Genomic DNA, 14,027 nt, shown 5'->3' on the forward strand with positions numbered 1-14,027 from the left:
TCCTTAATCCATGTCGTCCATGTCGAATCCTACTTCTGCAGCTTCAGGGATTTCATCTTCAGTTTGAATAGTCAATCCTTCTGTATCAGTTACAATATTTTCAAATCCAACGACTTCATTGATTTCTTCTTGTTCCACTTTTTTCATGTCAACTTCTTTACCATCTTCGTCTAACATCTTCACGTCAATCGCAAGAGCTTGGAACTCATGTTTTAATACTCTAAATGATTCAGGCATTCCAGGTTCTGGAACTTCTTTACCATTAATAATTGCTTCATATGTTTTTGTACGACCATTAATATCATCTGATTTAACAGTTAAGATTTCTTGAAGTGTATGTGCAGCACCATAAGCTTCTAATGCCCAAACTTCCATTTCTCCAAATCTTTGTCCACCGTTTTGTGCTTTACCACCTAAAGGTTGTTGAGTAACTAAACTATATGGACCCGTAGCACGAGCATGTAACTTATCATCTACCATGTGTGCAAGTTTAATCATGTACATTACACCAACTGAGATACGTTCATCATAAGATTCACCTGTTCTTCCATCGTATAGAACTTGTTTACCATCTGGTGTACATTCAGCTTCTTCCATGATTGATTTTAATTCATCATTGCTGATTCCATCAAATACTGGTGTTGCGAATTTAACACCTAATTTCTTAGCTGCAAATCCTAAGTGAATTTCAAGTACTTGCCCAATATTCATACGTGAAGGAACTCCGAATGGGTTCAACATAATATCAACAGGAGTACCATCTGCCATATATGGCATATCTTCTTGAGGAAGAATTTTTGAGATTACCCCTTTGTTACCATGACGTCCAGCCATCTTATCTCCTTCAGAGATCTTACGTTTTTGAACGATATATACTTTTACTACTTCATTTACTCCTGGAGGTAGTTCATGTCCTTCACTACGTTTGAATACACGTACTGAATGTACAATACCTGCACCACCATGAGGTACTTTTAATGAGTTATCACGAACTTCACGAGATTTTTCTCCAAAGATCGCTAATAATAATTTTTCTTCTGGTGAAACTTCACTTTGCCCTTTAGGTGTAACTTTACCTACAAGGATATCGCCTTCTTTAACTTCCGCACCAATCATTACAATTCCGCGTTCATTTAAGTGACGACAAGCATTCTCAGACACGTTTGGAATATCACGAGTGATTTCTTCAGGTCCAAGTTTTGTTTCACGACATTCAATGTCATATTCTTCAATATGGATTGATGTATACACATCATCTTTAACCATTCTTTCAGACATAATGATTGCATCTTCATAGTTATAGCCATGCCATGTCATGAATGCGATTGTAACGTTTTGACCTAATGCTAATTCTCCATCTTGCATCGAAGGACCATCAGCCAAGATATCACCACGTTCAACTTTTTCACCAGTTCTAACGATTGGTTTTTGATTGATACAAGTACCAGCATTAGAACGACGGAATTTTTGAAGTTCGTAAACTTTCTCACCATCTTTTTCTTTAACTACTACTTTTTGTGCATCACAATATGTAACTAACCCATCACCAGTGGCAACACAAGCTGAACCTGAGTCAGCAGCGATACGGTGTTCAATACCCGTACCAACATATGGTGAATGAGGATTTAATAAAGGTACTGCTTGACGTTGCATGTTTGCACCCATTAGCGCACGAGAAGCATCATCGTTTTCTAAGAAAGGAATACAAGCTGTAGCAACAGAAACTATTTGTTTTGGTGAAACGTCGGCTAATTCAATATCTTCGATATCAACCATTACAGTTTCTCCAGCTTTACGAGCAACGATTTGATCGCCATGTAATGTACCATCAACAACTTCGTTTGCTTGTGCAATGATATAATCATTTTCTTCATCTGCTGATAAATAGACTACTTCATCTGTAACAATTCCACCTTTTTTAACAATACGATAAGGTGTTTGTATAAATCCGTATTCATTAATACGAGCATATGTAGTTAAGTTTGAAATAAGTCCAATGTTTGGTCCTTCTGGTGTTTCAATTGGACAAATACGACCATAGTGAGAGTTATGAACGTCACGCACTTCAAATCCAGCACGCTCACGAGTTAATCCACCTGGACCTAGAGCCGAAATACGACGTTTGTTTGTAAGTTCAGCAAGAGGATTTTGTTGATCCATGAATTGAGACAATTGAGAACTAGAGAAGAACTCTTTAATAGCCGCAGTTAATGGACGAATATTTGTAAGTTGTTTAGGTGTTAATCCAGAAATTTCTGCAATAGACATTCTTTCCTTAACAACTCTTTCCATACGAGATAATCCAATACGGAATTGGTTTTGAATTAATTCACCAACTGTACGGATACGACGATTACCTAATTGGTCAATATCATCTACTGATCCAATTCCATCAAGCATATTTAATTCATAGCTATAGAAGGCAATCATATCCGCAATTGTAATTGTTTTCTTTTGGTTTAATGGATCATTACCAATAACCTTAACTGCAAAATCAGGACTAGTTACATTAGCAACTTGGATTGTTTGTACTGCAGCACCAACTAACCAAGCAGTAATTTCATGTTTATCACGAACTAGCGCACTTACAGCTTCACTATTTTCTGTAGTAAGAGGAAGTACATCTTCATCTGCAATATAACGTTCAACCATTAATCCCATATCATCTTGAACATCTGCATCGTTTTCAGTTAAACGTCCTAATACATAGAAACGTTGTCCATAATTCAATACACTGTTGATGTTATCTTTTGTAAGTTTAACTGGTTGTGCAATAATTCCAGAATATACAGTAACATCACTAAATTCTTTAGCGATTTCTTTTGCATCTGCTTCAGTTAAAATTGTTCCCTTTTCAAGGTTAACTTTTTTACCTTCTACATCTGTTGCAAGTACACGTCCAATTAATGAGTTAGTCCAGTTTGATGGTACCAACACTGTATCTGGATGTGAAAATTTATGATTGAAAGGCATTGCACTCATATGAATACCTTTTACAATTTCTTCTTTTAATGCATTTCTTTCAAGTTTAGTAATTAATGTTCCCTTTTTATAAAGAACTTTACCTTCAGCACTTACGATATCTTGTTTTAAGATTGCACCTTCCATACGATCAAGTACGTTTAATTTTTTATTTAATTTATAACGACCTGCTTTGGTTAAATCGTAACGACGGTGATCAAAGAACTTCGCGTTCATTAATGTAATAGATCCATCTAAAGTTGGAACTTCATCAGAACGTTGATTTTCATAAATACTAATTAAAGATTCATGAGTCGTTTTTACTTTATCTGCTGCAAGAGTATTTTTGATTTCTTCATAGTTACCAAAAATTGAAGTATAAAGTAACATATAAAGATTTAAGAATTCTCTTGGTTCACCATCAACAACACAATCATCAAAAACTTCAAGCCCAAGTGACTTCAAGAATTTTTTAATCTCAGTTGTATCAAAAGCATCTTCACCGCTTTGGATATCTAATGATAATCCAATTGCTTTAAATAGGATGGTAGACAGAATTTTACGTTTACGGTCAACTGACATGTTCATAATTCTACCCAACGCAACTTTCTTGCTATCAGACATAAATTCTAACCATGTACCACGACTTGGTATCAATTCACATTGAAATGTATCGCGACCTGTTTTATCTTCAGAAACGATATCAAAATATGCTCCTGGAGAACGAACGATTTGTGATACGATAACACGTTCTGCACCATTAATAATGTATGTCCCTGTATCTGTCATTAAAGGGAATTCACCTAAGAATACTTCTTCATTTTTTGTTAGAACTTCTCCAGTTTCAGGGTCAATCATTTCTAATTCCATTTTCCCCTTTAAAGGAGCTGCGTAATTTGTTTCACGATATTTGCATTCACCAATTGTATATTTTGGTTCTCCAAATTCATATCCTGTGAAGCGAAGTTGAATATTTCCTCCATAGTTTGAAATAGGATAAATATCGTCAAATACTTCCTTTATTCCTTCTCGTTTGAACCATTCAAAAGAAGCTGTTTGAATTTCTACTAAGTCTGGTAGTGCTAACTCTCCACTAACCTTAGAATAATCACGACGCTTTGCTTTTTTACCTAGTTCTAAAATACGGTAAGTTTGCTTTTTTTCCATGTACGCCATCCTTTCACTTGCTGTTAATAACGTCTAAAAGGGCGCATTAACCCTATTCTTAATTTAGACTTTTATGCAATTTATTATATTACCAAAGTTTTGTCAATATGTCAATCTTTTTTGACCGCTTTGAGAATATAATATCCTTTTTCTTTTTCTACAATTTCACAATTCCCAAAGATTTCTTCAATCTTCTTCTTAGCGCTTGGAGCTCCTTGTTGTTTACGAATAACAACCCACAAACAACCTTTATCCTCTAGAAATTCTTTTGCTTTTTCAAACATTTCATAGATTACGGTTTTTCCAGCTCTAATTGGCGGATTTGTAACAATACTTGTGAATTTGCCTTCCACTGTCTCATAACAGTTGGATACCTTCACTTCAATATCTACTTGGTTCTTTTCTGCATTGAGCATTGCAAGTTCTGTTGCTCGAGGATTCACATCTACACTAAGTACACTAAGATGATCAAATACCTTTTTACAAACAACCCCTACTACACCATAGCCACATCCAAGATCCAGCATTCTTGTACCAAGATTCTCCTTACAAATCGTTTTCAGTAAAACCCAAGTACCAAAGTCCACTTCGGATTTACTGAATACACCATTGTCAGTAATGAAGGTGTAATAAACGCCCAAAAACCGGAAAGGAATTTCTTTCCGGTTTACTTCTAGATTGCGATTATCAGTAAAGTAATGACTCATAGTTCGCATCCTTTCTATTTGGGCAGTTATTAATAACTATTTAAACTTAAAGAATGAGAACTATTTAATTGCTACTGCAGCTCCAGCTTCCATAAGTTTCTTTTTGATTTCTTCAGCTTCATCAGCAGAAATGTTTTCTTTGATTGCGCTTGGAGCTCCGTCAACTAATTTCTTAGCATCAACAAGGCCTAAACCTGTGATTTCACGAACAACTTTAATAACTCCAACTTTGCTATCTCCAGCACTTTCCAACATAACTGTTACAGATGTTGGAGCTGCGTCAGCAACTTCAGCAACTGCAGCAACAGCTACAGGAGCAGCAGCAGTAACGCCGAATTTTTCTTCGATTGCTTTTACTAAATCATTAAGTTCAAGAATTGTAGCTTCTTCTAAGAAAGCTAAGATATCTTCATGTGATAATTTTGCCATTTTAATTTCCTCCTATATGGTAATTATTCTGCAGCTGCTTCAGGAGCAGCTTCTTCTGCAACTGGTGTTTCAGTTGCTTCAACAGCAGGAGCGCTAACTTCTACTGCTTCTTCTTTTACAGCTTCAATAACTGGAGCTGCACCACCGTTTTCTTCTTTTGCATCTGCAACCGCTTTAACAACGCAAGCAAATGAACGAACAGGTGATTGTAAGCATCCTAGTAACATAGAAAGCATTCCTTCTCTGTTAGGTAGGCTTGATAATTCTTTAATTGTGTTCACGTCTACTACTTTACCTTCAACGATTCCACTCTTAAGAACTAATGCTTCATGTTTTTTAGCAAATTTTGCTAAAATACGGCTTGGCGCAACTGCATCATCACTGAACGCGATGGCATTTGGCCCAGTTAAGTATTGTCCTAAATCATTGAACCCTGCAGCTTCCGCAGCACGAGCAGACATTGTGTTTTTGTAAATTTTGAATTCTACATTCTCTTTACGTAATTCACGTCTTAGTTCAGTGACCTCAGCAACGCTTAACCCACGATACTCAACTACAACTGAAGAAGCAGATTTTGTAAACTTGTCTTGAATTTCAGCTACAACTGCTTGCTTAGCATCTAATACCGTTTGTCTCATTGCGACACCTCTTTCTATCAACGTTTCAATATACGCATAACATAAATTAAAACCCACGCGTAAAGACAGCATGGGTTTGAAAGTTCATATTAATAGAATTTTCTACCTCGGCAACCTGATTAAGCACTAGGCCGTTGCTGTCTATGGTATATTGATAACGTTGTTATTATATAGTATAGCAGTCTCTTAGTCAACTATAATTTCATTCTTACTTTACAGTAAATCGATAGAATTTTTCATTAATTAATATGTCTACGTTGTTTTCATCAACAAATTGATATGAATAGCCTGTACCAAAATTAGATTGATCATCTTCAGTTGGTATCATCGAAGGCTTAACCTCTGTTCTAATTTCGCCATCCATTACCCCACAACGTGACATGATATCGCTTAGTTTGTTGGTATCATAATAAATCTTCCCTTTAATCATCACCATGGGAGCTAAATCTATTTCAGTAGTATCAACCAATAAAATAGCATATGGATGTTGTATTAGCATAGGGTAGCTTTCCAACACTGTTCCATCATAATATACTTTTACTTGTTGATTCACATCAAAGTCATTCATACTATCTTTTAACTCTGTATCCAAAGAAACTGAGTACAAGGTGTTCATCTCATTCTCATAAGTCATCACAAGAATCGCTCCATCACTCACTTCCATGACTGTACCCGTAATATTAGGTTTGTCTTTCAAATCATTCATTGTCATGGGACGATTTAAGTACATAACAACTACTACCCCCACCAACAAAACCAAGACTACACTTATGATTAACCACTTCTTTTTCATGAAAATCACCTCTTTTTCATTTTAGCATGAACTTTTTACTTTTAATCACATTTCTTGAGTATACAACTTATCTCTATTAAAATATAAGCATAACGAAAGAGGTGTTTTTATGATTAAAAAACTCTTTCTGTTCCCAGTTATACTCCTATTAGCTTCATGTTCAATTGCTTCATTAGAAGAAAATCAGGCATCAGGTGGTATTGATTCAGTAACATCATCCACCAAATCTTCAAGAACCGCTATACAAGAAGAATACAACTATAATGTTGAATTAACGAGCGAAGAAGCAATTCAAAAAGTCCAGGGTACAGATCCAAACGCTATTGTAACATCAATTAATATCGACGAAGATAATGGCTACATCATTTATGACCTAGACATTATTTCAAATAATTCTGCTTATGATGTCAAATTAGACGCAAATACAGGGGAAATTGTGGAATGGAAAATAAGTAACTGATAAAGGTAGAAGCGTCTACCTTTTCTCTTTGTAAAGTGTACATTCCTTGTAACACAATCTTCATCAACCTATAATTTAATTAGGAAGGCGGTGACATAAATGAAGAAGATTCTACTCATTTTATCATCAGTATTATTAGCAGGTTGTATGCAAAGTACACCCGCACCTACCCCAACCGCAAGTGCAACAAGCGCACCTACTGCAACACCAAAAGTGGACGCAACTACAAGTCCAACTTATACAACAGAAGACAAAAAGTTCGGTGATGTTGAATTAGGTGTTGATGATGCTAAGAAAATCGTGATGGATAAAGAGCCAAACGCAAGCATTACGAAGATTGAACTTGATGATGACCATGGTCGTATGGTTTATGATATTGATGCTACACTTGAAAAACGTGAATATGATATAAAAATAGACGCAAATACAGGCGAAATTATCAAATGGCATTACGATGATTAACTAAGAAAAAATGTGCATAAAACTCAGTTTTAGATGTACATTTTTTGTTTGAACAGGATTTTTCGCTTTATTAAAAATCGATTGCATAATTAATAGAGTTGGTTGAGAACTCCTTTGTTAGTGTAAAGAAAAGTGATATAATTTAGTTATACATAGAAGCAAAATTTATCCTAATCTAGAATCTATCACAGTCTAAACATTCACGGAAGGAAATTCCTAACGACTATACTCAACCATTTTTATGTTGAATTTTAACAAGTTCATACCCATATTAACTAAATAATAGAGGAGAGCTAATATGAAGTTTAAATATTTAATCAAGATTCTTACATTCAATAATGTTCAACTTAACAATTTTGAAAGAAGCCTTAGCTCATTTGATGATAAAAATAAAGTTAAAAAGCTTAGATTTATTCTAAAAATTCACTATCCCGTTATTTTGGCCATAATCATTAGTAGTTACGCTTTACAAATCATATTACTAAATAATGGCATCTTGTCTTTCAATAATCTATTTTTGGAGTTTATAGTTATCGTTATTAGTATCTTGCTGATTTATCTATTAATTTTATCATTATTGATAAATCAAGATATTATTGATGTTATTGATAAATATGAAGAATTTTATGAATACCTCTAATTTGCTCAAAGCACTTTAAATTTTATAAGGTAAAAGAAAAAAGCTAGACCTATTTTGGTTTAGCTTTTTATTGCGAACAGCAACTAAATTACTTATCATAATAATCGCTTGAGTTCATTTTAATTTTCTTAAAATGATAGATAGTATTCAAGATACAAGTAATTATTTTATTGTAAGTATGTAATTTTTTCTAAGAATTCTTTTGCACGATCAGTTTTAGGATTTTCAAAGAATGTAGTTGGGCTACTTTCCTCTACAATTTTACCTTCTTCCAAAAATAAAATTCTTGATGAAAGTTTCTTAGCAAAACCCATTTCATGAGTAACAACAATCATACTCATTCCTTGCTCCGCTAAATCTTGCATAACTTTTAATACTTCACAAACCATTTCAGGATCTAGTGCTGATGTCGGTTCATCAAACAACATGAATTCTGGATTCATCGCAAGTGACCTCGCAATCGCAACACGTTGTTTTTGCCCTCCTGACAATTGATTTGGATACGCTTGAATCTTATCCTCTAAACCCACTTTTATAAGTAAATCTTTCGCCAATACCTCGGCATCTGCTTTACTCATTTTCAATACCTCAATTGGTGATAAAGTTAAGTTCTCAAGAACTGTAAGATGTGGGAATAAATTAAAATGTTGAAATACAAATCCCATTTTATTTTGTTGTTTTATATTCTTTTTATCAAACTTTTCTCCATCAATATAGATTTCACCTTGTTCCACCTCTTCAAGACCTTTAATTGCACGAAGTAATGTACTTTTACCACTACCACTTGGACCAATAAGGCAAACAATTTCACCTTTTTTAATCTCAACGGATACATCATCCAAAGCTTTAACTTTCCCAAAGGTTTTTACCAAATTAGTTGCTTTAATCATTTGCTGCCAACCTCTTTTCTAATTTATTCGCAAAGAATGATACAACACTTGTCATAATAAGGTAGATGATTGAAGCCGCTACTAGAAACACAACATAATTATAATAACGTGCACCTAGAATTTGAGCTCCTTGTAATAGCTCTACCGCACCAATACAAGAGATTAAACATGAGTCTTTAATCAACATAATAAATTCTGAAACAAGTGGTGGTAATACATTTTTAAACGCTTGTGGAAGGATTATCTTTCGCATGGTCAAACCATAAGGTAATCCCAATGTTTGACACGCTTCCCATTGCCCTTTATCAATAGATTGTATTCCTCCACGAATAAGTTCTGTTACGTAAGCTCCACTATTAATACTAATTGCGATAATCCCGATTACATATGGATTTACCCGGATAAAACTTCCAGTAACCATTTTGTAAATCAAAGGAAATCCCAAATATAAGAATAAGATTTGAAGAAGCATCGGTGTTCCACGAATGAAATCAACATAGATTTTCGCAATCCATTGAAGTAACTTACTCTTTGATATTTTCATTGCAGCACCAATTACACCAAGTATCGTACCAAATGTAAATGTACATATTGCGATAAACAAGGACATCATGGCACCATTCAACAAGTAAGTTAGATTCTCTACAGTTAGCATGTCACTTAAAGTCATTTTAATCTAATTCCCACTTTGTTAATAATTCTTTGTATGCATTTGTTTGTTTAACTTCTTCAATTACACTGTTGATTTTATCCATTAAAGCTGTGTTCCCTGTTTTTGCGATAATGTAAGTATCATCATCTTGAATTGGTTCTTCTAACATAACAAATCCAGCATTTTTCACAAAGTTTTCTGCAACCGGTTTATCAATAATCACCGCATCATAAGCATTGTTTTTTAATGATTCCATCATGATATTTACATTGTTGATACTATTTACTTCTGCATTTTCAACATTTTTAGCCGCAACTTCTCCTGTTGAACCTAGTTGAGCTGCAAGTACTTTCCCTTTTAAATCATCAAGTGTTTTGATATCGCTATCTGGATTAACTACGACAACAGCTGCACTTTCAGTATATGGTGTAGAGAATAATACATCACGATCTTTGTCATATGTAAATCCTGATACCCCTAAATCAACTTGTTCCATTTGGATTGCAGAGATGATTGTAGAAAAATCCATTTGTACCCACTCAATCTTATAATCTGATCCATCTTCGTTAATATATTGAAGCAATAAGTTCATGAAATCAATATCGAATCCTACCATTTGATTTGATGTATCTAACGCCTCATATGGTGGATAATCTGGTGATACGCCGATTGAGATAATACCATCCTGTACTAGTGTATCACTCCAAGCAGCAGTTTCTGTTTCAGCAGGTGTTTCAGTCGGTGTTGTCGTTGGTGTTGTTTGTGCCGGTTTACTTGCACATCCAGCTAGAACTAGCATTGCTAGTAACATAAGTCCTAATTTTTTCATTTTCTTTCTCCTCATTTTCTTTGTTATTTTAAATTTATTTTGTAGGTAAGCCACATCGTCGTCGCTTTACCCACCCCATCATTTTCTTATCCATTTCCTTTTCCCCATTGCTTAATCAATAAAAAACGCCTCTATTATTTCTAATAGAGACGAAAAATTCCGCGGTACCACTCTGCTTATTTAGTTTCACTTAAAAACTAAATCACTTTCCTTTAATGCAGGCTCACATCCATCTTACTAACATACGATGAATCTCAAAAGCTCGTTTCGTCTACCTTCCTCATTCCCTCTTTCACCTATCCAGGGCTCTCTAATAAAGTTTCCAGTAAAGTACTACTCTTTCTCTTCGATGTGTTTAAGTTTACCTACATTTAATTCGAATGTCAATACTAAAATGTAAAATTTTACAAATTAATGTAAAGATTTACATTCACATCACTTCCTATTGTACTTCTTTTCTCTTTGCTACAATTCGATAAATAAGTTTAATAATTTCCGAAAGAATAACGACAGTAGAACCTATACCAATTAACTTGATCCACATTGATAATTCCAATGGAACTGTACTAAAGAAAGCCCCTGCATATTGAATAATCAAGATTTGCAATAAGAATGTACACCCTACTGTAATCAACATAATTTTATTCTTAAACAAGTTTTTAAATATACTTCCATCATGTAACTCTCTGCAATTAAACGCATTGAACAATTGGAATAAAACAAACATGGTAAACAATACGGTTGGCATCTTTTCTTGCGATACATTTAAGAAATTAAACACATATTGACTTAAGAACACAATTGACATGTATACCCCAGTTATCACAATTCTTACTAACATATTTTTAGAGATAATACTTTCATCTCTTTTTGTTGGCTTACGACTCATTAAGTCTTCGTAGTTTGGCTCCAACCCTAAGGTAAGCGCTGGTGGACCATCCATGATAATGTTAATCCACAACAGTTCTAGTGCCGTAAATGGAGCTGGAAGACCTAATAAAATCGAAGTAAACACAACGATTACAGAGGCAAGATTCACTGTTAATTGGAAACTAATAAAACGTTTAAAGTTCTCATAAATATTGCGTCCCCACTCAACCGCTTTTACAATCGTCGCAAAGGAATCATCAAGTAAAACAATATCACTTGCTTCTTTAGAAACTTCAGTACCTGATATTCCCATTGCCACGCCCACATCTGCATTCTTTAACGCAGGGGCATCGTTAATTCCATCTCCAGTAACCGCAACAACATTACCAGACCCTTTTAATAACTTAACAATTCTCATTTTTACCGTTGGTGTACTACGTGCAATAACCGCAATTTGAGGAAGTTTTTCAAGTAATTCTTCATCACTCATTTCAATCACTTGACTCGCTTCTATCGCAATTGACTCATCATTTAAAATATGCAATTCATTAGCAATCGCTGTCGCTGTTACAATGTTATCTCCCGTCAAGATTTTTAAATCAATACCCGCTTTTCGGCATGAGTCGACCGCTTCAAATACTTCTTTTCTTAATGGATCTGCAATCGCCACAAAACCATCAAATACCATGTTACTTTCTAATTCTAAATGAGATGCTTCATCTTCGAAATCTCTCATTGATGAAATCGATTTATGAGCAAATGCAATAATACGCATGGCTTGCTCTTGTGCTTTTTCAATATATTGCTCAATTTCTTTTTTCTTTATCTCATCTAAACTACACATCTTCATGACACATTCAGGACTACCTTTAACATAGGTAACGATTTCACCATGAACCTTTGAGATTGTTGTCATATGCTTTAATTCTGAAGAGAATGGAAATGAATGAAGAATTTCATGATCAATTCTTTCTTCTTTATAATTCATTCCCGATTCTATTCTTTCTTTTGAGTTCTCATAAAATTGAAGTAGTGCACACTCAGTTGGATTTCCAATAAATACTCCGTTTTCACCAATATCTGCTGTTGTATTCAAACAAACATTGTGTGCAAAGTACTTACTTGTAAGTTCAGTTGGATCTGTATGCCATGCATGATCATAAAATGCACGAACTGTCATTTTATTTTCTGTTAATGTCCCTGTTTTATCCGAACAAATTACATTGATACATCCAATGGTTTCAGATGCAATCATCTTCTTCACTAAAGCATTTTGTTTAGATAACTTGATAATATTAATTGATAATGATACCGCAACAATTGTAGGCAACCCTTCTGGTACTGCTGCCACAATAAGAACAATACTGGTTACAAATGCTTCCATTACTTCTTCAATATTTAACCCACCATGCATCGCAAATGAAACAACTTGCGATATGAATACAATCGAAGCAGCAATCACCCCAAGGATTGTAATTGTTTTTCCAAGACGTGCGAGTTTCTCTTGAAGCGGTGTACTAGTTTTTCCCTCTCCTCCAAGTTCACTTGCAATCTTACCAAATTCTGTTTCATCACCTACTGCAGTAACAATTAACTTGCAATGTCCACTTGTGATGTAAGTACCACTGTATAACATATTGGCACGATCAGCTAACGGAAGTTTAGGATCACTTATTTCAAAATTCGCATCTTTCTTTGCGGGTAAACTTTCACCCGTTAGTGCTGATTCATCAGATGCTAATCCAACACTTTCCAGTAATCTTCCATCCGCAGGAATCTTATCCCCAGTACTTAGTAATAAGATATCACCTACAACAAGTTCAGCTTGATTCAACAAGACAGTTGAGTTATTACGGATCGCTTTAATTACTGTGTTGTCACTAATTCTAGAAAGAGCTTCAAATGCTTTTGCACTCTTACCCTCCATAACAACACTAATGACAACGGACAAGGATATCGCAATAAAAATACCTACACACTCAAGAAAATCAGCTTCTCCTCCTGATAAACTTCTGAAAATGTTGACACCAAGTGCAATCAACCCAGCCGCAATCAACATGATGATCATTGGTTCTGTTGCAGCATCCCATAATCTTTTCCACAACGATTCTGATTTTTGTTTCGTTAAGGTATTTGGACCATGCAATGCTAAACTCTTTTGTACTTGATCATCACTTAGACCCTCTGTTGCATTTGAACTTAATTGGTTAATTAAATCAATCTTTGTTTCCATGTAATCTTTCACAAAATTTACCTCATTTCTCAATCAACATAAAAGACCCACATAGTAGTGAAATACAAAAATATTTGTATTTCACCCTACATGAGTCTCGTTAATTAAGACAAGCCAGACCATTTGGTCAGTTTGTTGACTTGCCACACTTTATTGCGCAAACTACTCCCCCAGTTGGGTTTATTAAGTTGTTTTCACATGATATCACTTATCACAAAAGTTAGTCAACACTAACTTGCTTCGCTTTTAATTCTCTTTGCTTGTTTTCTTAAATGAAGCACGAGCATTTTATTAGT

The 14,027-nt window shown here is 34.7% G+C and carries 12 protein-coding genes and 2 other annotated features; of the genes, 3 read left to right on the forward strand and 9 right to left on the reverse strand.

Annotated features, from left to right (window positions below; translation table 11 throughout):
• Positions 1 to 3: 3 nt before the first annotated feature.
• The 5 genes from rpoB to B5D14_RS02195 all read right to left on the reverse strand — a co-directional run bounded on the left by rpoB (position 4) and on the right by B5D14_RS02195 (position 6,695).
• Positions 4 to 4,128: a DNA-directed RNA polymerase subunit beta gene (rpoB, locus tag B5D14_RS02175; protein ID WP_078710942.1), complete on the reverse strand. Its 4,125-nt coding sequence runs from the start codon at positions 4,126 to 4,128 to the stop codon at positions 4 to 6.
• Between the two features lie 110 nt (positions 4,129 to 4,238).
• Positions 4,239 to 4,835 (reverse strand): class I SAM-dependent methyltransferase, encoded by a 597-nt coding sequence (locus tag B5D14_RS02180; protein WP_078710943.1) that lies wholly within the window; start codon positions 4,833 to 4,835, stop codon positions 4,239 to 4,241.
• 60 nt (positions 4,836 to 4,895) lie between these two features.
• Positions 4,896 to 5,264, reverse strand: a complete 369-nt coding sequence (rplL, locus tag B5D14_RS02185) for a 50S ribosomal protein L7/L12 (protein WP_078710944.1) — start codon at positions 5,262 to 5,264, stop codon at positions 4,896 to 4,898.
• Positions 5,265 to 5,287: 23 nt separating this feature from the next.
• Complete coding sequence (gene rplJ / locus B5D14_RS02190; RefSeq protein WP_078710945.1) at positions 5,288 to 5,902, reverse strand: 50S ribosomal protein L10; 615 nt, start codon at positions 5,900 to 5,902, stop codon at positions 5,288 to 5,290.
• 37 nt (positions 5,903 to 5,939) lie between these two features.
• Positions 5,940 to 6,067 (reverse strand) — a sequence feature (ribosomal protein L10 leader region).
• A gap of 43 nt (positions 6,068 to 6,110) precedes the next feature.
• Positions 6,111 to 6,695, reverse strand: a complete 585-nt coding sequence (locus tag B5D14_RS02195; RefSeq protein ID WP_078710946.1) for a DUF3221 domain-containing protein — start codon at positions 6,693 to 6,695, stop codon at positions 6,111 to 6,113.
• Positions 6,696 to 6,804: 109 nt separating this feature from the next.
• Here B5D14_RS02195 and B5D14_RS02200 point away from each other — a divergent pair, with 109 nt between their 5' ends.
• From B5D14_RS02200 to B5D14_RS02210, 3 genes are all read left to right on the forward strand, one after another.
• Positions 6,805 to 7,155 (forward strand): PepSY domain-containing protein, encoded by a 351-nt coding sequence (locus tag B5D14_RS02200; RefSeq protein WP_078710947.1) that lies wholly within the window; start codon positions 6,805 to 6,807, stop codon positions 7,153 to 7,155.
• Between the two features lie 99 nt (positions 7,156 to 7,254).
• Positions 7,255 to 7,617, forward strand: coding sequence for a PepSY domain-containing protein (locus tag B5D14_RS02205; RefSeq protein ID WP_078710948.1), 363 nt, complete (start codon positions 7,255 to 7,257; stop codon positions 7,615 to 7,617).
• A gap of 298 nt (positions 7,618 to 7,915) precedes the next feature.
• Positions 7,916 to 8,257: a hypothetical protein gene (locus tag B5D14_RS02210; protein WP_078710949.1), complete on the forward strand. Its 342-nt coding sequence runs from the start codon at positions 7,916 to 7,918 to the stop codon at positions 8,255 to 8,257.
• A 167-nt stretch (positions 8,258 to 8,424) separates the two neighbouring features.
• On the opposite strand, the gene B5D14_RS02215 is transcribed toward B5D14_RS02210, so the two are convergent.
• From B5D14_RS02215 to B5D14_RS02230, 4 genes are all read right to left on the reverse strand, one after another.
• The gene (locus B5D14_RS02215) at positions 8,425 to 9,147 is read right to left on the reverse strand and encodes an amino acid ABC transporter ATP-binding protein (RefSeq protein WP_078710950.1); all 723 of its coding nucleotides are present in this window, start codon (positions 9,145 to 9,147) and stop codon (positions 8,425 to 8,427) included.
• Positions 9,140 to 9,817 carry an amino acid ABC transporter permease gene (locus B5D14_RS02220; RefSeq protein ID WP_078710951.1) on the reverse strand — a complete coding sequence of 226 codons (678 nt, stop codon included), beginning with the start codon at positions 9,815 to 9,817 and terminating at the stop codon, positions 9,140 to 9,142. The genes B5D14_RS02215 and B5D14_RS02220 overlap by 8 nt, the downstream gene beginning before the upstream one ends.
• Position 9,818: 1 nt before the next feature.
• Complete coding sequence (locus tag B5D14_RS02225; RefSeq protein WP_159443692.1) at positions 9,819 to 10,628, reverse strand: transporter substrate-binding domain-containing protein; 810 nt, start codon at positions 10,626 to 10,628, stop codon at positions 9,819 to 9,821.
• Positions 10,629 to 10,770: 142 nt separating this feature from the next.
• Positions 10,771 to 10,984 (reverse strand) — a binding site (T-box leader).
• 86 nt (positions 10,985 to 11,070) lie between these two features.
• Positions 11,071 to 13,743, reverse strand: coding sequence for a calcium-translocating P-type ATPase, PMCA-type (locus B5D14_RS02230; RefSeq protein WP_143254369.1), 2,673 nt, complete (start codon positions 13,741 to 13,743; stop codon positions 11,071 to 11,073).
• Positions 13,744 to 14,027: the final 284 nt, after the last annotated feature.

This window comes from Anaerorhabdus furcosa, from assembly GCF_900167375.1.
GTDB classification, from domain to species: Bacteria; Bacillota_I; Bacilli_A; order Erysipelotrichales; family Erysipelotrichaceae; genus Anaerorhabdus; species Anaerorhabdus furcosa.